General features: G+C 59.1%; 19 protein-coding genes and 5 pseudogenes. 15 read left to right on the plus strand and 9 right to left on the minus strand.

Features of this window, described 5'->3' with window-relative positions; all coding sequences use genetic code 11:
* The first annotated feature begins 86 nt into the window (after positions 1-86).
* The 9 genes and pseudogenes from ACE10Z_RS33710 (at position 87) to ACE10Z_RS33750 (ending at position 10,194) form a co-directional block, all read left to right on the plus strand.
* Positions 87-881, plus strand: a complete 795-nt coding sequence (locus tag ACE10Z_RS33710) for a DUF6602 domain-containing protein (RefSeq protein ID WP_375784648.1) — start codon at positions 87-89, stop codon at positions 879-881.
* On the plus strand, positions 881-1,162 hold the full coding sequence (locus ACE10Z_RS33715; protein WP_375784649.1) for a hypothetical protein: 282 nt from the start codon (positions 881-883) through the stop codon (positions 1,160-1,162). Before ACE10Z_RS33710 ends, ACE10Z_RS33715 begins: the two co-directional genes overlap by 1 nt.
* Positions 1,163-1,425: 263 nt before the next feature.
* A complete protein-coding gene (locus tag ACE10Z_RS33720; protein ID WP_375784650.1) occupies positions 1,426-1,815 on the plus strand; it encodes a hypothetical protein in 390 nt (129 codons plus the stop codon).
* A 391-nt stretch (positions 1,816-2,206) separates the two neighbouring features.
* Entirely contained in the window at positions 2,207-2,956 is a 750-nt protein-coding gene (locus tag ACE10Z_RS33725) for a spore coat U domain-containing protein (protein ID WP_375789980.1), read from the plus strand.
* A 93-nt stretch (positions 2,957-3,049) separates the two neighbouring features.
* Complete coding sequence (locus tag ACE10Z_RS33730) at positions 3,050-3,781, plus strand: molecular chaperone (protein ID WP_375784651.1); 732 nt, start codon at positions 3,050-3,052, stop codon at positions 3,779-3,781.
* 40 nt (positions 3,782-3,821) lie between these two features.
* Complete coding sequence (locus tag ACE10Z_RS33735; RefSeq protein ID WP_375784652.1) at positions 3,822-6,221, plus strand: fimbria/pilus outer membrane usher protein; 2,400 nt, start codon at positions 3,822-3,824, stop codon at positions 6,219-6,221.
* Positions 6,222-6,311: 90 nt separating this feature from the next.
* Complete coding sequence (locus ACE10Z_RS33740) at positions 6,312-7,304, plus strand: spore coat protein U domain-containing protein (RefSeq protein ID WP_375784653.1); 993 nt, start codon at positions 6,312-6,314, stop codon at positions 7,302-7,304.
* A 607-nt stretch (positions 7,305-7,911) separates the two neighbouring features.
* Positions 7,912-8,064 (plus strand): annotated as a pseudogene (locus tag ACE10Z_RS33745) (transposase domain-containing protein); the annotation flags it as partial.
* A 426-nt stretch (positions 8,065-8,490) separates the two neighbouring features.
* Positions 8,491-10,194: an outer membrane beta-barrel protein gene (locus ACE10Z_RS33750; RefSeq protein ID WP_375784654.1), complete on the plus strand. Its 1,704-nt coding sequence runs from the start codon at positions 8,491-8,493 to the stop codon at positions 10,192-10,194.
* 21 nt (positions 10,195-10,215) lie between these two features.
* Here the strand turns inward: ACE10Z_RS33750 and ACE10Z_RS33755 are convergent, their stop codons facing one another.
* Positions 10,216-10,599 carry a hypothetical protein gene (locus tag ACE10Z_RS33755; protein ID WP_375784655.1) on the minus strand — a complete coding sequence of 128 codons (384 nt, stop codon included), beginning with the start codon at positions 10,597-10,599 and terminating at the stop codon, positions 10,216-10,218.
* A 511-nt stretch (positions 10,600-11,110) separates the two neighbouring features.
* On the opposite strand from ACE10Z_RS33755, the pseudogene ACE10Z_RS33760 reads away from it, so the two are divergent.
* From ACE10Z_RS33760 to ACE10Z_RS33770, 3 genes and pseudogenes are all read left to right on the plus strand, one after another.
* Positions 11,111-12,047, plus strand: a pseudogene (locus ACE10Z_RS33760) (IS481 family transposase); the annotation flags it as partial.
* A 92-nt stretch (positions 12,048-12,139) separates the two neighbouring features.
* Complete coding sequence (locus ACE10Z_RS33765) at positions 12,140-12,787, plus strand: FMN-binding negative transcriptional regulator (protein WP_375784656.1); 648 nt, start codon at positions 12,140-12,142, stop codon at positions 12,785-12,787.
* A gap of 18 nt (positions 12,788-12,805) precedes the next feature.
* Entirely contained in the window at positions 12,806-13,432 is a 627-nt protein-coding gene (locus ACE10Z_RS33770; protein WP_375784657.1) for a LysE family translocator, read from the plus strand.
* Between the two features lie 459 nt (positions 13,433-13,891).
* Here ACE10Z_RS33770 and ACE10Z_RS33775 read toward each other — a convergent pair.
* A pseudogene (locus ACE10Z_RS33775) lies at positions 13,892-14,389 on the minus strand (MFS transporter); the annotation flags it as partial.
* Between the two features lie 97 nt (positions 14,390-14,486).
* Positions 14,487-15,476 (minus strand): NAD(P)H-dependent flavin oxidoreductase, encoded by a 990-nt coding sequence (locus ACE10Z_RS33780; protein ID WP_375784658.1) that lies wholly within the window; start codon positions 15,474-15,476, stop codon positions 14,487-14,489.
* A 112-nt stretch (positions 15,477-15,588) separates the two neighbouring features.
* Between ACE10Z_RS33780 and ACE10Z_RS33785 the strand changes: the two genes are divergently transcribed.
* Together ACE10Z_RS33785 and ACE10Z_RS33790 are read left to right on the plus strand one after the other, a co-directional pair.
* Complete coding sequence (locus ACE10Z_RS33785; RefSeq protein WP_375784659.1) at positions 15,589-16,302, plus strand: LysR family transcriptional regulator; 714 nt, start codon at positions 15,589-15,591, stop codon at positions 16,300-16,302.
* The gene (locus tag ACE10Z_RS33790) at positions 16,245-16,550 is read left to right on the plus strand and encodes a LysR substrate-binding domain-containing protein (RefSeq protein WP_375784660.1); all 306 of its coding nucleotides are present in this window, start codon (positions 16,245-16,247) and stop codon (positions 16,548-16,550) included. The genes ACE10Z_RS33785 and ACE10Z_RS33790 overlap by 58 nt, the downstream gene beginning before the upstream one ends.
* Here the strand turns inward: ACE10Z_RS33790 and ACE10Z_RS33795 are convergent.
* A pseudogene (locus ACE10Z_RS33795) lies at positions 16,504-17,380 on the minus strand (LysR family transcriptional regulator). The gene ACE10Z_RS33790 and the pseudogene ACE10Z_RS33795 overlap by 47 nt on opposite strands.
* Before the next feature lie 105 nt (positions 17,381-17,485).
* On the opposite strand from ACE10Z_RS33795, the pseudogene ACE10Z_RS33800 reads away from it, so the two are divergent.
* Positions 17,486-18,980, plus strand: a pseudogene (locus tag ACE10Z_RS33800) (CoA-acylating methylmalonate-semialdehyde dehydrogenase); the annotation flags it as partial.
* A 212-nt stretch (positions 18,981-19,192) separates the two neighbouring features.
* On the opposite strand, the gene ACE10Z_RS33805 reads toward ACE10Z_RS33800, so the two are convergent.
* From ACE10Z_RS33805 to ACE10Z_RS33825, 5 genes are all read right to left on the minus strand, one after another.
* A complete protein-coding gene (locus ACE10Z_RS33805) occupies positions 19,193-20,671 on the minus strand; it encodes a M20 family metallopeptidase (RefSeq protein ID WP_375784661.1) in 1,479 nt (492 codons plus the stop codon).
* Positions 20,672-20,702: 31 nt separating this feature from the next.
* Positions 20,703-21,830: an ABC transporter ATP-binding protein gene (locus ACE10Z_RS33810; RefSeq protein WP_375784662.1), complete on the minus strand. Its 1,128-nt coding sequence runs from the start codon at positions 21,828-21,830 to the stop codon at positions 20,703-20,705.
* Positions 21,827-22,969, minus strand: coding sequence for a M24 family metallopeptidase (locus ACE10Z_RS33815; RefSeq protein ID WP_375784663.1), 1,143 nt, complete (start codon positions 22,967-22,969; stop codon positions 21,827-21,829). Before ACE10Z_RS33815 ends, ACE10Z_RS33810 begins: the two co-directional genes overlap by 4 nt.
* A gap of 105 nt (positions 22,970-23,074) precedes the next feature.
* The gene (locus tag ACE10Z_RS33820) at positions 23,075-24,871 is read right to left on the minus strand and encodes an ABC transporter permease subunit (protein ID WP_375784664.1); all 1,797 of its coding nucleotides are present in this window, start codon (positions 24,869-24,871) and stop codon (positions 23,075-23,077) included.
* Entirely contained in the window at positions 24,871-25,989 is a 1,119-nt protein-coding gene (locus ACE10Z_RS33825; protein WP_375784665.1) for an ABC transporter substrate-binding protein, read from the minus strand. The genes ACE10Z_RS33820 and ACE10Z_RS33825 overlap by 1 nt, the downstream gene beginning before the upstream one ends.
* Between the last annotated feature and the right edge of the window lie 61 nt (positions 25,990-26,050).

Genomic DNA, 26,050 nt, shown 5'->3' on the forward strand with positions numbered 1-26,050 from the left:
CGATTGCAAAACGGCGGAGGTTTTGCATTGTCAGCAATCGAATGTTCCGCACTTATTCGCTAGTCGAATTTCGGTAGAACCTCCCCATGGCAAAGCAATCGACAAAATCAAAGAGTGGATCAAATCCACATCTCTCATATATGTCGGCGCTTCAGGACATCGCCGATCAATCTCAGCGCGAGTTGGCTCGTCTTCTACCACACTACGGGGAGCGTGGTCGCATTGCTGAGGAGATCATAAAGAGTGTGCTTGCTCGCACATTGCCGAAGCGATTTTCTATAGGCACCGGCGTCGTCATCTCCGCACATGGTGAAGTTAGCCGACAAACCGACATCGTGGTCTATGATAATTTCTACAACTCGCCACTGCTTTCCGAGTTCGGCTCGTGCTTGTTTCCGGCAGAGATCGTCTTTGCAACGATTGAAGTTAAATCCGTGCTCACGAAGCGCGAGTTGCAGACTAGCATGGACGCGATCATGCAGACGCGAAAGGTGGGGTCCAAGAGGAAGTACATCATTCCAACGACTGTGATTGAGCCAGGCAAGCCACCTTCATTGAGAATGCTTCGCCATACCGACACGACCCCGCCAAGAAACTATATCGTTGCATTCACGCAGAAAGGTCTTGGCCCGACCTATCAGCATTTCTGCGAAAAGCTGCGGGCGCGCCTCGATGAGGATAACTCTCATGTTCACGGTGTCTGCGTGCTGAAGGAAAATTGGTTCGCAGGGCGACGGGCGTACAGAACCCCGGCTGAATTATTTGGCGCTGATACAAATGGCCTACTAACTTTGTACAGCCACATCCTCAAGGCTCAGCAGAACTACGCCGTTCACGCAATGGACTTGGACGCCTACTTACCAAGCGAGCCATCGGCGTAGTGACCTCTCGGCAGGCAGCCATTGCCCGCGGTGCTTGGGAAGCCCACCCCAGGGCGCAAGGCCACCTGACGGCAAGCGACCAATCGTCCGCAGACCAATTCAGATTTTATAGCGATCCGCGCCGTCGAGATTATCGCGGGCGGCATGGGGGAGACATCGGCGCGGATTATCTTGAATACGCCCACAAGAAAATCCGTGATTTCTGGCATCTGAACCTGGCGCGTAACCTAGTTATCAAGGGGAATGATTTCCCCTACAAATCAGCTAAAGCCTTGATCTAGCTGCAACGCTCCAAGTGTTCCTAGTGATTTGGGCCTGTGTGAAGTGGGGAGCACGCTCGTTTCCCTTGACCCGACTCAGAAAGACAAGCACACAAGCCCAGAGGGCAACTCCACTTTTTCATAAGGAGAGTTGCGCCTATGTCCGATCACCAACTGCGCTTCAAGGGTCCGTTCTTTGAGTTCGATGGCAAAGGATTGGGTATCCTTGCTGCAGTCGTGCTCGTAGCCATGCTGGTGTTTTCCCGCTTCTTGCACTGATTGTCATGCCGAAGAAGCTCAAGCCCATTCCGGCGGTCCCGTTCGATGTGCTCATAAGGGGCCACGACGCCATAAACGAGGACCGCGAGAAGTTAGGTCCGGGAGACCCGGCCATATCGCTGATACGGGCTTTGCACCCGGAGCAAAAGACAACAGTAATCCTCGCTATCGACTACCGGCTCCGCGCACTAGCTAAGCTTATCAGCGCGGGACAAGGTAAGCCTTGGACGTACGCCATCACCGAAGAATATGGCCACATGGTCAATGAGGCTCTGTTCAGAGCAGCCGCACGCGCGCCGCTGTTCGAGGCAAGGACGGTCGGGGACGTTGCTTTCAAGCCCGATGAGTTCATGAAGATCGCCCTTGAGGAAAGTGAAACAGACGGACATGCCTAGCGCGTTGCCCTGACCCGCAGCCGCCTGTGCGTTAAAGCTGGTCTCTCCTGCCCTTCTTAGGCCGGTAGCCGAACGGCTCTCAGCGGGCTTCTCTGGCGATCATGACCGGGGCCTACAGGGTGCGAACGCAGGTTGACCTGCCAAGCAGGTTGTAAAAGAGCTCACCGTTCGGCTAATGGTGAGGCAGAAAGGTGGGACATCCTGTCTCGCTTCCTGCCTGCCCTTCCCGAAATCAAGGCTTTATGAGCGATGGTGGATGCTCCTGCCGGGCCCACCAACGAGTTCAGAGGGCGGCAGACTAAGCCCCAAGCGCAGCCAGAGCCGGTGTGGCCCTGAATCCGCCGGCCGACTTTGCTGGCCATTATAGTTTTTGATGGGGCCATAGTTGTCGATGGTTCGATCAGGCCTCGCTAAGCTTTTGCTCATTCAAAGTTTACCCAATTTTGATTCTTTGGTTGGCGACGATGGCCTGCGTGTCCTGGCACAACTGGCGATGAATTCGTTGGAAGATACCGAAGAAGTTTGCCGGCCGACTAGGAAAGCGGCGAGCAGGGTTTTTGATCATTGTCGAAGGATTCGCATGCGCGACGATCGTGGACCTTTGCTGAAGCGACGAATGGGGCAGGCTTCGCGAATTGGAGCGGTCGCGCTCTTCGTTGCCGTGGCATCCGGTTATCAAACGTCCGCCCAGGCCGGCACATCGACCGCGAATTTGACCGTTCAGATCACCATCACGGCGGCTTGCACAATCAACGCTGCGACGCTCAATTTCGGGAGCGTGTCCGGGACAACGCTCGCGACCACCTTGCAGTCGGGCAGCACAACCGTCTCAGTCACCTGCACCAATGGCAGCCCGTACTCCATCGCCATGGACAACGGAGCAAATGTGTCCGGCAGCCAGCGGCGGATGACGAATGCCGGGAATTTTATCAACTACGATCTCTATACTGATGCAGCCCGTACAAACCCCTGGACCACGGCTACCAGCAGCACCACCTGCACAACCACGAACGGCTGCTTTCTCGGCACCGGTAACGGATCGGCGCAGACGATCAACATTTTCGGTACCGTTCCCGCTACCGGCATCGCACCGAACACTGGCACCTACACGGACACGGTGGTCATGACCATCACGTATTGAAGTAGAGACCGCGGCAACGGCTCGCTGTTCTGTTGCTTCGCGTATCGACCAAATGCCTTCCGGCACACATTCCGAGATCGACTGGGCATCGCGATGCATCAAAATTCAACTCTGCTGGCCGCATTTGTCGCAAGCCTGGCATGCATGGAGGTTGCCCATGCCACCGCGCTTCGCGTTGAACCCGTTCTCCTGGAACTGAATGCGCCGGCGGCGGCGGCTTCCCTGACGCTGCGCAATGACGAAGATGCAGATGTCGAAGTCCAGACCCGCGTGCTTCGCTGGTCGCAGTCCGACGGCAAGGAGAGGCTTGAACCGACAACCGACGTGGTGGCATCACCTCCGGCCGTCAGGATGGCGCCTCATTCAGACTACGTCGTGCGGGTTGTGCGGGTGTCGAAACAGCCGGTCAATGGTGAAGAAAGCTATCGTGTCATCGTCGACCAATTGCCGCGAACAGGCGGCAGCCAAGGTCGCAGCGTCAATCTTTTGGTACGACAGTCGATCCCGGCGTTTTTTCGCGGCCGCGAGATGGGCCGGCCGCAGGTTTCCTGGGCGCTCCGCACTGAAGCTGGCCAACTGACGGTCGTGACCCACAATGCCGGCGACGAGCGGCTACGTATCGCAAACCTGCGGCTCAAGGATTCCTCTGGAGCTACCTTGTCCTTTGGCAATGGTCTCCTCGGCTATGTCCTCGGACATTCCTCCATGAGTTGGGCCACGCCGAAATATCCACGCAGCTTTGGATCCGGCGGATCCATCGCCGTCACGGCGGACACCGACAAGGGTCAGACTCATGCGATTATTGAGTCTCCGACTCGGAGGTAGAAGAGGCTCCGCACTTGTGTCCATCTTAGCACTCCTTGGCATGGTCCTCTGTGCCGGGCGTTCGCGCGCGGGGGAAGCCCAGACAAATCTGCAACTCGATGTCGTGATCAACTCCATGCCCGCCCGAACGATCGGATCATTCGTGCGGTTCGATGACGGTCGTATCGGCGGAACGGTGGAGGAACTGGAAAGCCTCGGCCTGCAACCGGGCCCGTCGCATCGACCGGGCGAGATCATCGCACTGGATGATATCCCGACCCTAAAGTATCGATATGAGGAGAGAACACAGCGAATATTCATTGCCGTCGACGAAGCGGGACGCAAGCCGCAGCTCTTTGACGCAGGCGGCTCCAGCGGGAACCTGCCAAAGGCGCGGGCCGATCCCGGCGCGGTGCTGAATTATGACCTGTTGAGTTCAACCAGCAACGCAGCTACCCCGAGATTGATCGGGCTCGGTTATACATCGCTTTTGCTCGATGCCCGGGCGTTTTCGCCTTACGGCACCGCCGAACAGTCGGCGATCGTCCGCACTGGTCCACAGCAGCCTGCGCAGGCGACACGGCTGAATTCGTCTTTCCAGTATTCCGACCAGGACCGGATGATCGGCTACGTTGCTGGGGATACGATCAACGGCGGACTGGCCTGGTCGCGGCCGATCAGGATCGGCGGCCTTCAGGCTCAACGCGATTTTGCCCTGCGGCCCGATCTCATTACCGCGCCGCTGGCGACCCTCGGCGGTAGCGCCGCAGTGCCGTCAACCGTCGATGTCTATGTCAACAACATCAAGACATTTTCTCAGGACGTCGCGTCCGGCCCTTTCAGCGTGAACAACGTACCGCTGATTTCCGGCGCCGGCACGACGCAGCTCGTGGTGCGGGATTCGGCAGGTCACGAGATCCAGACATCGGCGCCGTTTTATGCGACCTCGAGCCTGCTTGCGCCCGGGCTGAGCAGTTGGTCGGTGGAGGGCGGATTGCCGCGGCTGTCCTACGGCTCTAGCAGTGACGTCTATGTCGGCTCGCCTGTCGGGTCTGCAACCCTGCGACGAGGTATTTACGACGGCTTGACGGCAGAGGCGCACGTCGAAGGCGGAGCCGGCGTCATCAACGGTGGCATCGGTGGTGTCTTCAGGACCGGGACGATTGGTGTCGCCGCCGTGGCCTTGGCTGGCAGCGGAAGCGGCACGAACCGCGGTCTGCAGAGCTACGCTTCCTATGAGACCCGGCTCTTGGGCGTGAGCATTTCGGCGAGTTCGCAACACACCTTCGGCACCTATGACGACCTTGCCTCGGCGACCGCAAGATTGCAAAACATCGCGGCGTTGAACGGCGGCCTGCAAAATCTGAACGGGCTATTCAATTACCTGCCCGGCAGTATCGCTTCATTGTCGAACTCGTTTGCCTATGTGACGGGCATCTATGGCAGCGCCCGTGCGCCGGTCGCACTCGATCGCATCACTTTCAGCGCTCCGATGCCATTCGACCCCCGGGCCAGCCTGAGTGCAAGCTTTGTCGGTCTGCGCGATGACTCAGGCCATCGTTCCAATATCGTGACGGCCTCTTACTCGCGTTCGTTGCCCTACAATGCGTCGATATTCTCCACCGTCTTCCACGATTTCCGTACCAAGAGGAATACCGGCATGTTTGCCGGTTTGAGTATCCCTTTTGGCGACTCAGCTTCGATCACGACCGGAGTTTCGAGCGGACGGAGCGGTACGACCGGTACCGTTGATGCCGTCAAGTCGCTCGGGCCGGAGCCTGGCAGCTATGGCTGGCGCGTCCACGATTCCGAGGGCTCATCGAGGTACCGGGAGGCAACGGCTTCCTACAGGTCGAGCTACGGCACCATCCAGGCCGGCGCAAGCCAGGCCGGATCCGGCAGCGTGGGATCACTGGAATTGCGCGGCTCGATCACCACCATGGGAGGCGGTGTTTTCCTTTCGAACTGGATCGACGACAGTTTCGCGGTGGTCGCGACTGGCGTGCCGGATGTCGAGGTCCTCAGCGAGAACCGGCGGGCGGGTGTCACCGATTCCAGGGGCATGCTGTTGATCCCGACGCTCCGGTCCTACCAGAAGAACAAGATTGCGATCGACCCGACGAACCTTCCGGTCGACGACGAAGCAGCAACGACGCATGACATCGTCGCTCCGGCCGATCGCGCCGGGATGCTCGTCAGATTTGACGTCCGCAAGGAGACGACGGCTGCGCTGGTTACCTTTGTCGGGCCTGACAATCGCGTTCTGCCGGCCGGGGCTGTCGGCCATATGACCGGCGGAGCCGAGTTTGTCGTAGGCTACGACGGGCAGGCCTATATCAGGGGGCTCTCGTCAATGAACGAAGCCGAAATCGAGTTTGCCGACGCGCGCTGCCGCGCCACGTTTGCGTTCAATCCGCGGCCGGGCGAACAGGTCCGGATCCCCGGCGTCGCGTGCCAATGATGCAGTCATTTCCCGTGTAAAACAGTGCCTTCGTACGTCAATTTCCTCAATCATCCGTTCTGACCAACCCGCATTTGTGAGATCGAAATCGTGGTCATCGGCTCAAAGCGAACTTTGCTCTTCGCCTTGCTCCTGCAATTTGCGGCATCGTTTTCGGCCCACGCCCAAAGCTGCTCCGTTACCTCGGCGTCTGGCAACTACGGAGCTGTCGACATCCTGGCCGGTGGCGCTGTCGATACGACCTCGACATTTACCGTAACATGCAGCGGCTGTGCCCTCGGCTGCACTGTCAATGCGTGTGTGCAATTCAACCAGGGGGCGCCCAACAGCAACAGTTCGGTTCGATCACTGGGAAGTGGAGCGAATACGGCAATACACGAGCTCTATACGGATTCCGGGCGCACGCAGGTCTGGGGATCCTGGGGATACGGGACCACCGCGTATGGGTCCGGTGGTGTCAGCATCAATCTCAGCCTTCCTCTTTTGGGCGGACCCACGCAACAAAGTCTGACCGTCTATGGGCGCTTCCTCGCCAATCAGCAGGCAACAATACCCGGGACCTACGTCTGGAGTACGACCTCTCCGGTCGTCGCCTACGCGGCCTATCTTCTTACAAGCCCGAATTGTTCGACGAACCCGGGAACGACAACAAATGCAGGCTCCTCGCCCTGGACGGCGACAATCGCCGGAAATTGCATTGTTTCGACCACGCCACTCAGCTTCGGTAACGCTTCGCTGTTGACGTCGAATATTGACGGCGTTGGAACGATTTCAGTGAAGTGCACCAACACGACCCCGTACTCAATCGGCCTCGACAACGGACTACATGCAAGCGGCAGCCAACGGCGCATGCAGGCAAGCTTGAGCTTCATCAATTACAATCTCTATACGGACGCGGCCCGGACCAGCGCCTGGACAAGTACGACATCCGCTACAACCTGCTCGTCCGGTGCCAATACCTGCGTGCTTGGCACAGGAACAGCGTTGAATCAGAACATTTCCGTCTATGGGCGCGTCCCACCGCAAACCTCACCCCCTCCAGGAACCTACGCCGATACCATCGTCGTCACCGTGACCTTCTAGCCCAATCTTCCCGGATGAGCGGTTTGAAAATCCGAAAGTCAAAATCGACACAATGCCGATCGCGGCAAATGTCGAACTCCTTCAATTTCGACAGCCGATGACCGCACCAGTTTCGCGCCAGAAACGAGCTCACCGAAACGCAACGAGTCGGATGAGCGCACAGTACCGCCATGTCCGATTTGCCCGCCCGCGTTCCTGGCGCAGGTAATCGCTGAACCCCTCGAATATCTGGTCCTCCGTGGTGGTCGGCGGCAGCGGCGCAGATGCAATCATGCCCGCCTCACCCAACACAGATAGCAACCGCTTCAGCGCCGCTCGGTCCCCGGGCTGAATACACTGCTTCCCCGTTTGTTAAGGTACCGTTCGGCCACGCTCATCGAGATCAGTCAGCTTCAAGCCGCATCTTTTGATCGAGCTGAGCAGACCGCCGCCCAAGTTCAGACATCGCCACGTGCCGTGGCTAGCGCGCTCGTCCTTGACGAGAAGCGCCGCGTAGAGCTCGACGAAAGCGGAGGCACAAGACAAGCTATGCCGAGTCGATTACACGCCGGTCACGGTGGATCTCGGGAAAACAAGCCCATTCGGCATAGTTCGGCACTCGGCATAAACCTGTAAACTCAACAGCGTCAGCGCCGAGCACTGGCTCTCCGACGTCCTTGCGAAGCTCGTCAATGGCTGGCCTGCGGCGCGACTGGACGAACTGCTTCCGTGGTCGTCGACCCACACGATGCATGCACACGATCCGAGGCTGGCGGCATGAGCCTCAACACGACCGCCGTCCGGATCAAGGTGACCCTCAAGGACGTGAAACCGGAAGTGATGCGATGCCTCGTCGTGCCGCTTATACGCCGATTGAGCAGGTCCGGTTTAGAAGGTTCGCCCATCGGGGCGTGCTCCGCCCATTCATCGCGCATTGAGAGACTGTCGAAGGTTTCTATTGTCAGCCTTGAGACCACTGTCAGGAAGTTGACACGACACACTCTTAGGAACTTCCTGCAAAATATACGAATTCAGTTCGGCATGCGGTTTGCTTCGTTCAGAACTCCATCACTAATCGCGGTGCGGTGATCTTCGGGACGGACCCGGCGCGGGTTGCCGCAGTGTCTGCGTCTGCCCCGGACGATTTGCCGTGCGGCGATAACTTAAGGAGCCACGTTGTGGACATCGAAAGGCAAGGCAATCTTTGATGCGATCTAGAATTATTTTTTGGAGTGCCACGACAATTGCGCTCTTCGCAAATGGTGCAGCCAAGGCGTACCTTGAGCGAGAAGAGAGACTGCCACTGGCTGTGTGGAACTGGTCAGGCGGCTATATTGGCGGACACGTCGGCGGTGGGTACGGCCAAACCTCTTTCAGCAATCCCTACGGTCCATCAATCTATGGCGGCATCGTCGATACGCCAGCGTTCCTTGCAGGTGGCCAGATCGGCTACAATTGGCAGAACAACAGCTGGGTGTTTGGTGTCGAACTCGACGCCAGCGGGGTTGTCTCCGAAGGCACAAACACCTGCCTCGCCGCCTCCGGCTTCGTTGTCAGCGCAAACTGCAAGGCAGGCCCCAACCTCTTTGCCACGGGGACCGCCCGCGTTGGTTACGCTTTTGGCGCGCTCGGCCACACGCTGGCCTATCTCAAGGGAGGCGTAGCCTGGCAAAACAATCGGGGCGACGTCATCAACAACAACGAATACGGCTCTTACGCCCAGGAGAAAACCCATTTCGACTATGGTCGAGTCGGTAGCATTATCGGGCTGGGCGTCGAGCAAGCACTTACGCCTGCATGGTCGATCAACGTCGAATATGACTATCTGCATTTTGGCGGGCCGAGTGTCGCGACCGCTTCGACAGTGCAGTATCCACCGTTTGCAATTGTGCCGGCGAACACAACCAACCTGTCCAGCAGCCATCACATCGGAAAGCTTGGCCTGAACTACCATTTTGACGCCGACCCGCAGGCCGCGCAATGGTCCGATACGTCGCTGTACGGGAAGGCCCATGCCGGCGTGTCGCCCATTCGCTACGCGGACGGTTGGTCGTTCGAAGGTGGATCGCGGCTCTGGCTCAGCCGGGGAAGATTCCAATGGGACCCCAGTGCTGTGCCCTATGGCGGGATTGAAGAGCCAAGCGCGCTGATATCACGACTCACATATCACGGACTGGACGGACTTTCGGGGGAGTTATTCGGCCGTCTTGACAGCCCTTGGGGGGTGTTTCTGAAGAGCACACTTGGAGTCGGGCGCTTCAACAGAGGAAACAAGAACGATGAAGATTGGGGAATTCGCGACAATTTCTCGTACTCCAACACCCTTTCAAACCCGTCAAACGGAAGGTTCACGTATTACACGGCCGACGTCGGTTACGATTTCCTGCGCGGTACCGACTACAAGGTCGGCGGATTTATAGGCTGGACCTATTACGGCCAGAACTTGGACTCGACCGGATGCATGCAGATGGCTAACCCCCTCAATCCATGTCTTGCGCCGGGTGACAACAGGGTCGAAGGCGGCGAGGATACTCAATGGAATGCGCCTCGGATCGGCCTGAGCGCCGAAGCCATGCTGACGGAGCGTTGGCGTGTGAACGCTGACATCGCTTACCTGCCTTGGACCGATTTCAAGGGACGTGACTATCACCTCTTGCGCAAATTGACCACGTTTACCGAACAACGCGGCAGCGGTGGCGGCGGCGTCCAACTTGAAGGCGTGTTGTCCTACTTCATCACCGACAACATCAGCGTCGGCGTCGGTGGCCGCTATTGGGCCATGTGGACCGAAGCGCAGAGCGAAGGCACCAGGTGCTCCAACCGCGGCTGCGCCGGTCAGCCGACCAGATTTGCGAAGTACAGCATGGATCGCTGGGGCACGTTCTTTCAGGCCTCTTATAAGCTCAATTGAAGGCCTCACCGCTCCACGCTGTTAGATGCCGTCCTGAAGCTTGCTCATGACCACCGACGTCGGTGCCAATTCGGCGCCGACGCCTTGGTATGTCGCGATTGTGCCTCTACAAGGGTTGATCCGGGACAACAGCATAGACAAGGCGAGTGCAACTCTTGCGCGCGCACCGGCGATGTCGAAGAGACGTTCCTGGAATTTCATTTGCCAAGGCCGCGCCGGCATAGCCCGGTTCTCGTCAGGCCCGATTCTAGCCGTCGGGCGCTTTTTGAGATCATGTATCTTAGCTTCGATCCGCTGGGCTTGTAGCGGCAGATCGCGGTGGCGTTCGATCCGCGCATTCGCTCCCTCGGCACCGAAGTCATTGCGAGGGCCGCCGCCGGGGAGCCCGCCGCCAATCGGGCGCATGCGGAATATCTGCTCTGGATACTGAGCCCATGGGAAGCAATCCCTATCTCGAAATGGCGGCGCTGAGGAGAACGGCCCGATCGTGGTGTAGCAGCCCCCTCTCCGTCGAACGCATAGCCGACTAGCGACGTGGGGAAACGTCTGAACGCGGCGATGTGTCGATCAGAGGCCGTAACCTCAGGCTCTTTGGCCCACTCCCAGGTAGGATTAGCCTTCGGGTCTCGCTCAAACGAAGTCTTCTGCGCCACGGGCTCGAACGCGCGGACAACCCGATGAGGACGCTGTTCGCACGTTTCAGGATCGTGCGGCTGGCGACCGACCGGTTGGACGCGTCGTCCTCGCGAATGCCCGAAGGGGTGCAGCACGCGTCTGCTGGTAAAGGGTGACTGATCTGCGAACGACGCCTTGAACGAGACTCACGTCGCTGGTGCGAACTTGGGGCTACCAGGTCTAGTTGTTTAGTCCCGGGCTTTGATGGTGCATTCTTGTCGCAAGGTTCGAAGGATGCGCTATGGAACAAGTTTTAGACGGCTGCGCCACCACGACGGAGGCAGTCCGTCGAGCAATACAAAATAGTCAGGAGAGAGCACTCGCCAAGCGCTACGGGATCAATCAGAAGACTGTCGCGAACTGGAAGCAGCGCGAGACCGTCGCCGATCTCTCGACAGGCCCCAAGGAAGCCAACTCGACGGTCTTTTCCATCGATGAGGAGGCGATCATCGTCGCTTTCCGGCGGCATACACTGCTGCCGCTCGACGATTGCCTCTATGCTTTGCAGCCGACCATCCCGCATCTGACGCAGTCGTCCCTGCATCGCTACCTCCAGCGCCACGGCATCAGCCGATTGCCGGAGGTTGAAGGTGGTAAGCCTTCGAAGAAAAAGTGCAAGGCTTATCCGATCGGCTATTTCTACATCGTCATCGCTGAACTCCAGACTGCCGAAGGCAAGCTCTACCTCTACCTCGCAATCAATCGCACCAGCAAAGTTCGCCTTCGTGCAACTAGTCAAGAAGGCGGGAAGGACCTCAGCCTCGGCCTTCCTCGAAGCTCTGATCGCGGCTGCCCTACAAGATCCACACAGTGCTCACCGACAATGGGATCCAGACCACCTTCCCGCCGCGCTTTGCGGACGGCCCAACGGCATATGTTCGATATGCGATGCCAAGAAAACGGAATCGAACACCGGCTGACCAAGATCAAGCACCCTGGACCAATGGCCAGGTCGAGCGCATGAACCGCACGATCAAGGAAGCGACCGTCCAACGGTACCATTACGATCGACACGATCAGCTCGAAGCTCACCTTGCCGACTTCATCGCCGCCAATAACCACGCTCGGCGCTTGAAGACCTGAACGGCCTCACGCCTAACGAACACATCTGCAAATGCTGGACTTCCCAACCTGAACGATTCAAACTCGATCCGCTCCAGCAAATGCCGGGACTAAACAGGACTTTGGGAAAGTCACCAGCTTGCTGTAACGCGATCGCCCAACTCGTTGCGCGTCACCTGAACGAACCTTCGAGAGAACGGAGAACACCATGTATGTGCCCCCCGCCTTCAGGGACGATGACCTCGACGACATCCGAGCGACGATACGCGCTGACCGGCTGGCCAATCTGGTCACCGCCACGGCAGACGGGCCAATTGCGACGCCCCTGCCGCTGTTCCTCGATGAGACCGAAGGCGAGCGCGGCGTGCTGTACGGGCACGTGGCAAAGGCCAATCCACAATGGAACACATCGCCGGTCGGCGAAGCCCTCGCTATCTTTATGGGTCCAGAAGCCTATGTGACGCCCTCCTGGTACGCCACCAAGCAAGAAACCGGGAAAGTGGTACCGACATGGAACTACATCGCCGTCCACGCCTATGGCCCGGTTGAATTCTTTCAGGATCCCGAACGCTTGCTTGAGGTTGTCACGGGCCTTACAAACATTAAGGAGAGGCCGCGCGCAAAGCCTTGGACTGTTGACGAAGCTCCTGCCGATTTCGTCGCCGCACAATTGCACGGGATTGTTGGGGTGCGCATTCCCGTCACCAGGTTCGAGGGCAAACGCAAGATGAGCCAGAACCGTCCTGAAGCGGACCGCACGCGCGTTGCTGCCGGCCTTACGGCAAGCGAGGACCCGCGGGATCGAGAAGTAGGACTGCTCATTCCGGTTCAGGGCGGAGAGAGATCCTCAAATTAGCACAATCAGAGATACTCGATGTTCAGCTTTCAGACCTCGCTTCTGTTCTTGGCAACGGCCCTCGTTGTCGCGATCACGCCGGGGCCAGGCATCTTCTACATCGTGGCACGCACGCTTGCTGGCGGGCGCTCGGAAGGATTGGCATCGAGCGTGGGCCTCGGTCTCGGCGGGCTCGTGCACGTTCTCGGCGGCGCTATCGGCATATCCGCGCTCGTCATGGCAAGCGCGGAGGCGTTCACTTTGTTGAAGATCGCGGGAGCCCTCTATCTCATCTGGCTCGGTATCAAGACGTGGCGCGCAGCCCGTGTCGTGGAACCAACAGCTGTCCAGACGACAGGGGCGCATCGTGCCTTTCGCGAAGGCATCGTGGTCGAGGCCCTTAACCCGAAGACGGCTGCATTCTTTCTCGCCTTCATCCCGCAATTTGTAGATCCAACTGCGCACGTCGGCGCGCAGTTCATCGTACTTGGGCTCGTCTCGGTCGCACTGAACACAAGTGTCGACCTGATCGTAACCTATTGGGCCGCGAAAGCAAGAGCCGGACTTGCAAAGCGACCGTCATTCATTGCCAAGACGCGACAGGCGTCGGGCGCCGTGATGGTTGGCCTGGGAGCTACGCTTCTACTTGCGCGCCGCGCGAATTGAACTCGGAGACCGGTTATCCGCGGGAGCGAGCCAACGCTCTCGCTCCGCGGCGTGCGTAAGATGCAGGTTCCGAATTCAGCGATTCACAGATCGGGCAGACCAGACTGCACGGGATGGGTTGGCTTGAGACCTCACACCGGCTTCTGTAGAGGAGAGCCGAGGATCGCTCGCTGATATACAGCCAGCAGGGCGGGTTCCTCAATCGATCAGTGATGATGGAGCTGCCTCCAAACACCGTTCATCCTCGTGAACCAGCGCGTCGCTCGGAACCGCAGGTCGATGGTGGTCGAGGGCGTCTTGCAGACGCCTTTCTCACGCCCCACGAAAAGGTGCCAGTCGCTCCCTGTTTAGTCCCGGCATTTGCTGGAGCGGATTGAGGGTGAATCGTTCGGGCTCTTTTGTCCAGGCTTTGCAGATGTATTCGTAGGGCGTGAGGCCCTTCAGGGTCTTCAGCCGCCGAACTGTCGCAGTGGTTTGGATGAAGCTTGTGTAGAGGCCTCGACGGTTCTTCGGAGCGTGCTCGGCTACATAGACCGCCGCGCCGCCGTACTCTCCGCCGATCGCCAACCCCTGGACCAACCGCAGCAGCACAAGCGCGACGGGTGCGGCAAATCCGATGGTCGCATATGTCGGCAGGAATCCGACCAACGTCGTCGAAATACCCATCAAGATCAGTATGAGCAGGAACGTGTGTTTGCGTCCCAGCCGGTCGCCGAGGCTGCCAAAGATGATGGCGCCGAAGGGACGAATGACGAATCCGGTGGCAACGGTTGCAACGCTGATTAAGACCGCTGCGGTGGGGTCATTGGCAGGATAGAAAAGTGTCGAAAAAAATACGGCAAGACTGCCATACAGATAGAAGACGCACCATTCGATGATGGTGCCAGCACTCGATGCCAGCACATCGGTCCATATTCCCGGAGCTTGGACATTCAATTTCGACTCGCTCATCAGCATCTCTCTTTCGCTCGAGGGCACGCGTTTTCTCAATCGCGTGCGCCATCGCGCACGCGGCCATTTTCACCCGGCAATATGCAGAAGGCGCGGATCCCGCTTAGGCGGCGATCGAACTCCGCGCAGCTGAGTAGCGCGAAAGACAGGCGCTTGCTTCCGCCGAAATGCGCTTCACGAGTTCTCCGGCGGTTGGGATGTCGTTAATGAGTCCGATGCCCTCTCCGACGGTGACATTGGCGATGTCGTAGTCGCCCGACGTCCAGGCTTGCTCCACCCGCTGCAACTCAGCCTCCTGAAGGGTGCGTAATTCGTCCTCCCGACCATGCCACTTTTCGATGAAGCCATTTTTCATCAAACGGCCGGTATATTCGGAAGGCCACGCCTTCTTGCGGACGACATCGTAGACACGGGTGCGGATTGTTTCATCCCCCGTGGCGGTGACGACTTTTTCCTTGGCATTACGATGGATGACGGATTCCTGTGTGGCCCAGAAACGCGTTCCCATCAGCACACCGTCAGCGCCAAGCATGAGCGCTGCAGCCAGACCGCGGCCGTCGGCGATGCCGCCAGCGGCAAGCAAGAGAACTCGGGGCGCTCGCTGCGCGATCAGATCGGCAGCTGCCGGAACGAACGGCATGGTGGAGCGCGCCGTCAGCCCATGGCCACCCGCCTCTGTGCCTTGCGCGACTATGACATCAGCGCCGACATCGATTGCCCGCTTTACATGCTCAAGGGTCTGGACTTGGCAGATAAGTGGAATGCCCGCCTGCTTCACTTTCGGCGCGAAGGGCGCAGGATCTGAGAACGACAGCATGATCGCCCTGTTTTGCCGCTGCAGGGCAAGATCAAGCAGGCCTGGATCGCTCGCCAACGCCCAAGTTATGAAGCCACAGCCTACGTCGGGGCGGCTGACCTTGGCCGACTGCTCTTCGAACCAGACCCGATTGGCGTAGCCTCCGCCGAGTAGACCCAGTGCGCCAGCCGCGGACACAGCCGACGCGAGTTCGCCGCCCGATGCTGGATCCATCGGCGCGAGCACGATTGGATGCTCAAGTCCAAAAAACTCCGTCAGTCTTGTCCTGATAGCCATATTTTCCTCCCCTCAGGCGATCCGCCTTTCGATACGGGAAGGCTAGATCGTCCATTGACAACAGAAAAGTGATTATTATTGATCTACGTCATCACAATGGGAGATGACCTCAATGGATAGCACCGACCTCAACTTCTTTGCCGCGGTGGCTATGGCTGGCGGAATCGGCCGCGCGGCCAACGATCTCCACACCGTGCAATCCAACGTCACACAGCGAATTCGTGCGCTGGAAGTCCAACTTGGTGTCCAGCTCTTTCATCGATCCAAGAAGGGGGTGACGCTCACCTCGATGGGAAGCAGGCTGCTTCCCTACGCCAAGCGGATCGGCGAGCTCCTGGCGGAGGCCCAGCGCGCGGTGAGGGACGAGTCCGCTCCAGGTGGCGAATTACGGATCGGTTCGATGGAAACGACCGCTGCCTTGCGCTTGCCGCCCTTGCTGACGCATTACGCAATCGCCTATCCGGATGTCGACGTTCAGATCGAAACAGGACCAACGGCAAATCTGGTCGATGCCGTACTGTCGCGGAAGCTCGATGGCGCTTTCGTCTCCGCGCCGGTGACGCATAGTGAATTGGCATGCAAGCCGATCGTGGAGGAGGAGCTGGTCCTGATCACGCCCCCGATGGTCACGTCCACAGAGCACTTTAGCAAATTTCTCGCGACTGGGAGCGGCCGCAAGGTGATCGTTTTCCGTGCGGGCTGCTCGTATCGACAACGCTTGTCCGAATATCTTGCGCACGCGGCTTCGTTGATCTGCGCTGGATGGAAATGGGAACGCTCGACGGGATCATCGGCTGTGTCGCAGCGTCGGTCGGCCTTTCATTAGTCCCACACGTGGTTGCCGAACCCGCGGAACGGCGCGGCTTGATTCGAATTCATCCGTTGCCGAATGGAACGGGCAGAGCCACCACACTGTTCGTCCATCGCAAAGATGCATTCGTTTCGTCCGCATTGCGAGCCTTGATCGAATGCGCGGGATCAATCTCCTCGGCTGAGGTGCCTGCAACCGCCGCGGTGGTGAATGCCGCTAGTCCGCATCGAAAGTTGACCTCGCCGCTTTCACAGCGGTCATGATGAATCGATGAACCTCCTGAACTCGACGGGTCTCATGCGTGTCGGGATGGGACGTCAACCAGTAGTTCCGAACAAAACGTACGTCAGGCAGTAGGCGCTTCAGCTCGGGATAGCGGCGGGCAGCGTAATCATGCAGGATTCCGACACCGTGCCCGCCCCGAACGGCCTCCATTTGAGCGATAACGCTTCCGCATTCGTAACGCCGGGACATGAGCCGGCCCAAGACCGACGCATAGTCCAGGGCCCGGCTGTAAACGAAATCCTCGACATGCGTGACGAATAGACGGCCGGCAAGATCGGCCTGATCGTCTATAGGTCCCTCGCGCGCGAGATAACTCGCTGCCGCGTAAACGCCGAGAGTGTAGTTGGTCAGCTTTGACAACACCAGTCGGCCCTGCTTCGGCCGATCCAGTGTAATCGCAATATCGGTCTCGCGCCGAGACAACGAGAAGGTTCGCGGCAGTGGCACGAAGGCCTGGGTGCCTCGCCGCAAGCGAGCCGAGCTGATCGGCCAAGAAGTAGTTGCCGAGCCCGTCGGGGGCTCCCACGCGTACAGTGCCAGTGATCGCCTCTTTTGAGCCTCCGATGCTCAAGCCGACCTTGAGAAACTCGCTTTCCGCGCGTTCCGCCGCGACAAGCAGCGCCTCACCCGCCGCCGTAAGCGTGCAGCCGGAGGTATGCCGTTCGAGCAGCTTGGCGTTCAGGCCGCGCTCCAACGCCGTGAGCTGGCGAGCCACCGTGGCATGATTCAAGCGCAGATGTTTTGAGGCCTTCAGAATCTGCCCCGCGCGCGCGACCGCAAGGAATATCCGAACCCGCTCCCAATCCATCGACTACACTTTCAGCACAACGGAGCCGCGAAATTTGTCGTTGATACGCATTTTTATGGGTTCATATCGGGTGCGATCAAGCTTCATTTGGAGGAGGTAAGTCCCATGACCGCGACCATTCCAAATTTCATCGACGGCGAGCTGGTGCCGAGCCGAAGCGCCCGCACATCGCTCGTCTACAATCCAGCGACCGGCGAGCAATCGGGAACGCTCGTGATTGGGAACGACACAGGAGGTCCAATCGGCGGTCGCGGCAGCGAGGAAGGCCTTCCCCGGCTGGGCAAACACCACTCCTCTCCGCCGCGCTCGCATCCTCAACCGCTTCCTGCGAATTCTCGAAGATCGGATCGACGAGCTCGCCGAGGTGATCACGGCCGAGCACGGGAAAGTGCTCTCGGATGCCAAGGGCGAAATCCAGCGCGGCATGGAAGTCGTCGAGTTCGCCACCGCTGCACCGCAACTTCTCAAGGGAGAGATCACAGAGAACGTCGGCACCCGCGTTGACAGCCACTCGCTGCGTCAGCCGCTCGGCGTCGTGGCCGGAATCACGCCGTTCAACTTCCCCGCGATGGTGCCCATGTGGATGTTTCCGGTTGCCCTCGCCTCCGGCAACACGTTCATCCTGAAACCGTCCGAGCGGGACCCGTCCGCATCGCTCGTCCTCGCGCGATGGCTCAAAGAAGCCGGATTGCCCGACGGCGTCCTCAACGTCGTGCATGGTGACAAGGAGGCCGTCGATGCCATCCTGACCGATCCCGACATCGTGGCTGTCAGCTTCGTCGGCTCGACCCCGATTGCCCGCTACATCTATGAGACCGCCACGCGCCACGGAAAGCGATGCCAGGCGCTCGGTGGCGCCAAGAACCAGATGATCGTCATGCCTGACGCCGACATGGATCAGGCGGTCGACGCGTTGATGGGCGCGGCGTACGGCTCCGCCGGCGAGCGCTGCATGGCGATTTCGGTGGCGGTCCCGATCGGCGAGACGACGGCGGACTGGCTGATCGAGAAGCTGGCGCCAAAGGTTCGGGCTCTCAATATCGGCCCGGGCACGGATCCCGAGGCCGAGATGGGCCCGCTGGTGACGAAGCAGCATCTCGACAAGGTCCGAAGCTACATCGACACTGGAGTCGAAGAAGGCGCAAAGTTGATCGTCGACGGGCGGGACTTCCGGCGTCAGGGCTACGAAAAAGGATATTTCCTCGGCGGTACGCTGTTCGATCGCGTAACGACCGACATGAAGATCTACCGTGAGGAGATTTTCGGTCCGGTGCTCGCGGTCGCGCGCGCCAAATCGTATGATGACGCCGCCGACATGATCAACAAGCATGAGTTCGGCAACGGTACCGCCATCTTCACCCGGGATGGCGATGCGGCCCGGGAGTTCGCCCATCAGATTCAGGTCGGCATGATCGGCATCAACGTGCCGATTCCCGTCCCAATGGCGTTCCACTCCTTCGGTGGCTGGAAGGCGTCCCTTTTCGGCGATCACCACATGCGCGGACCCGAGGGCGTTCGGTTCTACACCAAGCTGAAGACGATCACGACGCGCTGGCCAACCGGCATTCGCGCCGGCGCCGAGTTCGTGATGCCGACGATGAGCCGATGCGCGTCAGCAGAGGGTCGTGGACGCTGCACGACCCTCTGCATCGGACGATTGAGAACCGGATGCGCACGGTTCTCGGTTCAGCGCGGCTGCTCTTTCACCGCCTCCAAGGGTTCGCCGACGGCGCTTCATAGGTCGTTCGAAAGTGGATCAGTTAGCAACTAGGCGTTCAAATTCGCTGGCTGCCGGCTCCAACGTCTCGACGCTTAGCCTGTCTCGACCTGTCCACCAGCTCTTGTCCCTCCATCTCGACGAAAACCGCCGGATCGCGCTGTGACCTGTCGACCGTGATCGAGAAAACGTCGAATCGGTTGGATATCCGGCTCACCGAGATCCCAATATAGTCCCGCCATAATCTCCAGAGCCTCACGTGCGAGCCCGATCGGCAAGTGCTCGTTGGCTGCATGTTGCTGGCATCCAGGATAGGCGTGAGGCACCCACAACGTGGGCAGATTTAGCACTTTGGCAAAGATGTCGTTCGGAAGCGAGCCTGCGAAATTGGGCAAGATTGCCGGCGATTTCTGTGTCGTCCGGGCGATCGAGGCTTGGGCCCATTTAGCCCAAGGATCCTCAGGATCGAGGCGTGTGGCAGGAAAAACACCGTCGTCGGGACTTGGCGTCACCTGGACCATGTCGAGGCCGGACGTCACGAGGTGCCGCCGAAGCGCCGGCAAAATGTCTTCCTGATCGACGCCGATCACAAAGCGCAGCTGACAGCGCGCCCAGGCACTCGCGGGAATGGCGTTGACCGGCGCCTGCGGAGTTCCGCAGCGCATGGCGAGGACATCGAAAGAGCACCAGCCGTACACCTGCTCTGCCGGGGTCAGTCCCGGTTCGCCCCAAGCCGGATCAATCTCGGGTCCGCCAGGCCCCCCATCAACGATACAATCAGCAAGCCCTCTGCGGATGGAGCCAGGCAGCTCAGTAGGGACCCATTCTGGAATCAGGATGCGGCCAGTCGGAGAGACGATCGTCGCCAGAGCGTGCGCGAGTTGGATTGCAGGATCAGAGAGCAAACCGCCCCAATTGCCGGAATGGTGTGGGCTCTCGCGCGCGTCGATAGAGATGTCGAAGGTGAGACATCCGCGCGACCCCAGGAATACCGTGGGTCGATGCTCGGACAACCGCGGCCCGTCGGACGCCACGAAAAGATCGGCACACAGGAGCTTCTTGTGCGTCGTGCATAGTTCGCGGAGGCCGGGCGAATCGACCTCCTCGCCCATCTCGATCAGGTATTTCAGGTTGAACCCCAGCCGACCTCTCGTCTCGAGGACAGCGCGAAGGCTGGCAATGTTGATGGCATGCTGTCCCTTGTTGTCTGCGACACCACGTCCATACCAGCGATCATTGAGCTTTGCGAGGCGCCACGGCCACATTCCTGCGGCCCACGATTCGTCCATTCCCCGAACCACATCGCCGTGCCCATATCCCAGCACCGTCAGCAATGCTCCATCTTCTATGCGCTCTGCATACAGGAAATGTGCGCCTACAACCGTCAAAAGCTGGCACTCGCAGCCCAGCGTTTCAAGCATGTGGCGAAGTTCGTCGAGATACTCGGCAATCTGAACTGTCCGCCCCGGATTCTGACTCTCAGAAGGAATGGCGATGAGCCGCGAGAGGACGGTCTCGAACTCTCCACAATCAAGATGGGTTCTCGCGCGCGCGATTGCGTCATCCCGGCTCATTTCGGGCAGTTCCTTGCACGCCAAAGGGAGTTCAACGGGCGTCCGGAAACACGCGGGTATGCGCAGCCTCGATCTCAATGCGGACCCGCTGACCGGATTGGAACAGCGGCTGTCCTGGCTTGACCGGAATCCGCGCGGTCAGCCTCAGCCGGCCCACTTGCACCAAAACGCTCTGGTTGGTGCCCGTGTACGCGGACTCCAGCACCGTCGCCGTGGCCTCGTCATCGATCTCCAAACGGATAAATTCGGGGCGAACTGCGAGTAGCCCTCGATCCTGCTGAGAGAGCACTTGCTCCTTGCGCACATCAACCCACAGTCCGAGATCCGGTGTTCCTACTGCTACACTCTCACCAGACCGGCGTAGTTCGGCGGGCACGAAGTTTGTCTCGCCGATGAAATCAGCGACAAAGGCCGTAGCCGGCTCCTCGTAGAGTTCCCGAGGCGATCCGAACTGCTGCAGGCGGCCATGCTCAAGAACGGCCACGCGATCGGCCATGGACAGTGCTTCTTCCTGATCGTGGGTGACGAAGATGATGGTGCTGCCTACCTCTTTATGGATCAGCTTGATCTCCATCTGAAGCTGCTGTCGAAGCTTGCGATCCAGCGCCCCGAGCGGCTCATCCATCAACAGGAGGGGCGGCCGGAACACCAATGCACGGGCCAGTGCGACACGTTGCTGCTGCCCTCCCGAAAGCTGGCTTGGAAGCCGCGCGCCGTAACCGTCGAGCGCGACCAGCTTCAATGCCTTCGTGACCTCACGTTCGACGTCGCGGCCGCTCATGCCGCGTCTCCGAAGAGGATACGCAATATTCTCCGCGATGCTCATGTGCGGGAACAGTGCATAGCTCTGGAACACCATTCCAAAACCGCGGCGATGTCCGGGAACATCGTTGATCCGGATGCCATCCAGCCTGATATCGCCCGAAGAAGGAGTTTCGAAGCCCGCGATCATCATTAGGAGCGTGGACTTGCCAGATCCACTGGATCCAAGCAGCGCCACGAACTCGCCAGGCCGTACTGACAACGACACGCCGTCGACTGCTTTCACCGAACCAAACATCTTGGTGATCGCGTCGACCGACACCGCACCCCGCTCATCCTTGTTGGACAGAGGAATGTTAGCCGAATGATTGGCGGTCATCGCAGCTGAGATTGTCATCTTGCGTCCGTTTCGAATATCTGGCGTGGCGTCTTGGTCAGTCGTTCGCCTCCGGTCTTGGTCACGACAACGGAATCGCTCATCGCCAGACCTGCGGCCGAAGTGTACATATGGAAGACCATGCCCTCCTCAACGATCCAGTCCGAGCGCGGAGTGAAGCAGCGGTACAAATCACTGGTATGCTGAGAGACGAGTGGCGCCACTCCGAGCGTGTAGCCGGTGATATTGTCGTAGGTGTCACGCAAACCCGCCGCCACAACACCTTCCCGCACGATGCGATCGACGTCGGCAGCGAGCGCCCCAGGCCGAAGCGCAGCAATTTGCTGGTCCTGTAATGAGATCAGGGTCTCCGCAGCCGCCCTCTGCTCATCGGTCGCCCGCCCCACGATGACAGAGCGCATGATGCGGACGGTATAAAAGCGGAGGCGAGGCAGGAGCTCGATGTGAACGATGTCACCGTCGGCCAGAGGCCGCTCTTCGAGAAATCCGTGTAGAGAGTCCCAGCCGGATCCGACATTCAGCGGACCGACGAAGCCATCGTCAAACCCGAGCTTGTAATAGGCGCTTGCAGCGGCCGCCGCGACCACACGCTGGCTCTTTCCAGACCCGACCTCCCTCACTGTCGCTTGGAAGGCGCTGTCCAGAAGGGTACCCGCACGTCTCATGTGGGCAATCTCCTCGGCTGACTTGCAGCCTCTGAGGCTCCATGCGGAGCGTTCGAGATCGCAGACATCTGAGCCAGGCAGAAGCGCGCGGAGGCGATTGTGCCGTTGAACGGTGAACGAATTCGACTGGAATTCGATACCAATATGCTTGTGTGCGATCTTCCGGGCGCGCAACGCATCCACCAAGGCGACCAACGGATCGTCCCAGTCACCAAAGCCGACAATATCTTCCATCCAGCTGCGCTGCTGCGCCGGCGGCATATCGAGCTTGCGAACCAGAAGGAACGGTTCGCCCGAGGCCGGCACGACGCACGTACGCCAGAGGTTTTCGGAGACGGTATAGCCCGACAACCAAGCCATCATCTCCGGTTCATCGAGGATGACGCAATCGAGGCGACGAGCCGCCATCAGCTCCTGAACCAACAGCAACCGACGCCTGTACTCGCTGACGGAAAAAGTGAGATCGCGAATCATGTTTCAGCTTTCTGCTCTTACGCTATTTGCGGACAACACCGACAAGGTCACGCGTCGGGTCTGTTGAAGGCTATGTGGCGCGTCCCAACCTCGTCATGTTCAAGGTCAGATTCCAGCTCGCGTCCGGCGGCCTTCAATGGCCGCTCCGACGAAGAAACGGAGGAGACAGAGCAGAACCAGCACGGCCAGGAACAAGACAGCGATCACCGCGATCTGCGGACTGATCTCAAGGCGAATATTATCCCACATCCGCATAGGCAGCGGCGTAGCGGATGGACCACTCAGAAAAAGGCCAAACACCACATCATCGAAACCCACAATGAAGGCGAATATTGCCGCGCTCGCGAGCGTCGGAAACAGCAGAGGCAAAGTCACGGTCCGCAGGGTCGTGATCGGGCTTGCACCAAGACTCGAGGCCGCTCGCTCAAGAGTACGATCGAAGCGCTTCAAGCCGGCTATCGTCACAACGATTGCATATGGCGTTCCGATGATCGTGTAGCTGAGGGCGAATGCTAAGGGAGAGCCAATCAGCGGAGATCCCGCAAGGGCGAAGAATAGCGAGACAGCCATGACGACGTGCGGAACAATCAGTGGCGAGATCAGAAGAAGGTAGATCGGAAGTCGCCCCAAAAAGCGATGACGAACCAGTGCGAACGCGGCTGGGACGCCAACCGCGACACTCAAGAGCGCCGCCAAACCTGCCCAGCGTAAACTGAAGCTCAGCGCATCCAGCCACTGAGTGTTGCTGAACAGGCGAGAAAACCACCGGAGCGAATAGGCGGGCGGCGGAAACGTGAGATAGGGAGCGTCGCTGAACGCCAGCGGAATGACCGCCGCAAAGGGGAGGACAAGCAGGAGAAGCGCGAATCCTGCCGACGCGTACAGCAACGGCTTACGAACGTTAGACAGGAGTTCGTGCAGGCGTAAAATGGGACCGTGCGACAGCGAGGACAAGCGCTCCGCGAATGGTCGTCTCACGGTGAACTGCGAGTCGAGCGCGCTCGCTGCACGGATATCATCCGATCCCGGGCGGTCGTCGAGTTCTTCCGCAATGCGGCGTCGGAATACAAGAAAAATCACAACGACCGCGAGCAGAAGCAGTGAAGCCTGAGCGGCCGCTTCGCTGAAATTGCCGAGGATCAGAACCCTCAGGCTAATTCCCTGCGCAATGAGATAGTCGTCCGGGCCTCCCAGAAGCTCCGGCGTGATATAGAAACCCAGGCAGGAGAGGAAGACGAGAGTACATCCGCTGACAAGCCCGGGCATCGATGCCGGAAGTGTAACGCGGAGGAATGCATCCGAGGGCGGACTTCCCAAGCTCTGCGCGGCCCTGGTCAGATTCGGGTTGGCTCGTGTCAGCGCCGCATACAGGGGAAATACCATCAGCGGAAGCTGGACCTGGACCATCCCGATGTAGACGCCGGTCGAATTAAAGACCATCTGAAGCGGCTCGGAAATCGCTCCGAGTGCAAGAAGCACCTTGTTTATCGGTCCGTTTGGACTGAGCAGCACGATCCAGGCATACGTGCGAATGAGGACGCTGGTAAGGTACGGAAGCGTGACGATGAAGAGCAAGAGCGTCGCCACTCTGTCCGAACATCGAGAGATCGTGTAAGCCAGCGGATAGGCGATCACCAGACATATGATGGTAACCGTCAAGGCAAGCGTGAGCGTTTTCAGAACGATCCAGAAGAACGAGGATGAGCTCGCGATTTCGCTATAACTCTTGAGCGACCAGGCACCGTCGGATTGCACGCTCTTGAGCGCGAGCTGAGACAGCGGCATCAGATAACCGAACGCGAACAGCACCACGATCGGAAGGAGCAACAGGATGGGAGTGAGCTTGTCCCGTCCGATGGACCAGCTCCGGTTAGATGCTATGGTCACGCTGGAGTTTGACATCACCCCCGCGCCCCCGCAAGCCATCGTTCCCACTGAGCCACGGCGATTTCGTTGTTCGCGCGCTCACCGGCGGCTCGGGCGGTCCAGAATTCATAGTCCTGCACGAACTGCTGTTTGCGTGCATCCGGCGAAGTGGGCAGAAGCTTGGCGCGATCGGGCGGGATGAAGTCGTAGGCGCGCGAGTTTGGCGGCGCATACAGTATGTGCTGCACGAATTTCGCCTGGTTTTCGGCGCGGGCGGAGAAGGCAAGGAATTTGAATGCGTTGTCCGCGTTTTTGGTACCCTTCAAGACGACCCAGCAATCGTATTGCAAGATACCCTGATTCCAGGTGTAGCCGATTTTCGCGCCCTGTTCGTTGGCCGCGGAAACCCGACCATTCCAGGCGCTGCCAGCTGTGATGAGCTTGTCGATGATAAGCTGAGGCGCTTCCGCCCCGTTGTTCCACCACTTCACAATATTCGGCTTAATGCGACCGAGGCTCTTGAACGCCCGATCCCAATCGATTGGATAGAGCTTCGAGGGCTCAACACCGTCCGCCATCAGGGCTGCCTCAAAGGTTCCGCCATCGGAGGCCCACGTACCGGCCATCAACGAACGTCGCCCCGCAAATTTCTGGGCATCCCATACATCAGCCCACGAGTTCGGCGCATTGGATGTAAACTTCGACGAATCATACGCAATGAAGAGCGAATAGACGATCGCAGGCACCGTGAACTTGCCGACCTTGACAGGACTAAACGCCTCCAGGTCGGACTTCTCGAAGTAGCCGTAGTCGATGGGGACCAGCAAATTATCTCGCTCGAAGGTCGGCGCCTTACCACCCGGCAGGATCATGACGTCATACCGAGGTGCCCCCGCGAGAACGCTCGCGCGCGCAGCTCCCGTATCGGTGCGAGGTTGCGCGATCACCTTGATGCCGGTCTCGCGCTCGAAGGGCTCGAAGTAAGCTATCCGCTTTGCCTCGCCCCAGGATCCACCACCGTCGTAGACCACGACTTCACCGGTCCCCTTCGGAATTTGAGCGATCGCGGGAGCCGGAAACAGGGAGCGCGTCGCCACAAGGCCTCCGACTAGCGCGGTGCCCTTAAGAAGTCTGCGTCTGACGATATCGACCATGGCCGTTCTCCCCTTCCTCGTTGGCAATGCTTGCTCCGGCACTCCTCACGCATATAATGTG

The sequence above is a fragment of the Bradyrhizobium sp. Pha-3 genome (genome assembly GCF_042258615.1).
Classification (GTDB): domain Bacteria; phylum Pseudomonadota; class Alphaproteobacteria; order Rhizobiales; family Xanthobacteraceae; genus Bradyrhizobium.

Coding starts and splice junctions, on each gene's coding strand:
- ACE10Z_RS33710 (WP_375784648.1), top strand. CDS start 87: ATGGCAAAGCAATCGACAAAATCAAAGAGTGGATCAAATCCACATCTC.
- ACE10Z_RS33720 (WP_375784650.1), top strand. CDS start 1,426: ATGCCGAAGAAGCTCAAGCCCATTCCGGCGGTCCCGTTCGATGTGCTC.
- ACE10Z_RS33725 (WP_375789980.1), top strand. CDS start 2,207: ATGGTTCGATCAGGCCTCGCTAAGCTTTTGCTCATTCAAAGTTTACCC.
- ACE10Z_RS33730 (WP_375784651.1), top strand. CDS start 3,050: ATGCATCAAAATTCAACTCTGCTGGCCGCATTTGTCGCAAGCCTGGCA.
- ACE10Z_RS33735 (WP_375784652.1), top strand. CDS start 3,822: ATGGTCCTCTGTGCCGGGCGTTCGCGCGCGGGGGAAGCCCAGACAAAT.
- ACE10Z_RS33750 (WP_375784654.1), top strand. CDS start 8,491: ATGCGATCTAGAATTATTTTTTGGAGTGCCACGACAATTGCGCTCTTC.
- ACE10Z_RS33755 (WP_375784655.1), bottom strand. CDS start 10,599: ATGCGCCCGATTGGCGGCGGGCTCCCCGGCGGCGGCCCTCGCAATGAC.
- ACE10Z_RS33765 (WP_375784656.1), top strand. CDS start 12,140: ATGTATGTGCCCCCCGCCTTCAGGGACGATGACCTCGACGACATCCGA.
- ACE10Z_RS33770 (WP_375784657.1), top strand. CDS start 12,806: ATGTTCAGCTTTCAGACCTCGCTTCTGTTCTTGGCAACGGCCCTCGTT.
- ACE10Z_RS33780 (WP_375784658.1), bottom strand. CDS start 15,476: ATGGCTATCAGGACAAGACTGACGGAGTTTTTTGGACTTGAGCATCCA.
- ACE10Z_RS33785 (WP_375784659.1), top strand. CDS start 15,589: ATGGATAGCACCGACCTCAACTTCTTTGCCGCGGTGGCTATGGCTGGC.
- ACE10Z_RS33790 (WP_375784660.1), top strand. CDS start 16,245: ATGGGAACGCTCGACGGGATCATCGGCTGTGTCGCAGCGTCGGTCGGC.
- ACE10Z_RS33805 (WP_375784661.1), bottom strand. CDS start 20,671: ATGAGCCGGGATGACGCAATCGCGCGCGCGAGAACCCATCTTGATTGT.
- ACE10Z_RS33810 (WP_375784662.1), bottom strand. CDS start 21,830: ATGACAATCTCAGCTGCGATGACCGCCAATCATTCGGCTAACATTCCT.
- ACE10Z_RS33815 (WP_375784663.1), bottom strand. CDS start 22,969: ATGATTCGCGATCTCACTTTTTCCGTCAGCGAGTACAGGCGTCGGTTG.
- ACE10Z_RS33820 (WP_375784664.1), bottom strand. CDS start 24,871: ATGTCAAACTCCAGCGTGACCATAGCATCTAACCGGAGCTGGTCCATC.
- ACE10Z_RS33825 (WP_375784665.1), bottom strand. CDS start 25,989: ATGGTCGATATCGTCAGACGCAGACTTCTTAAGGGCACCGCGCTAGTC.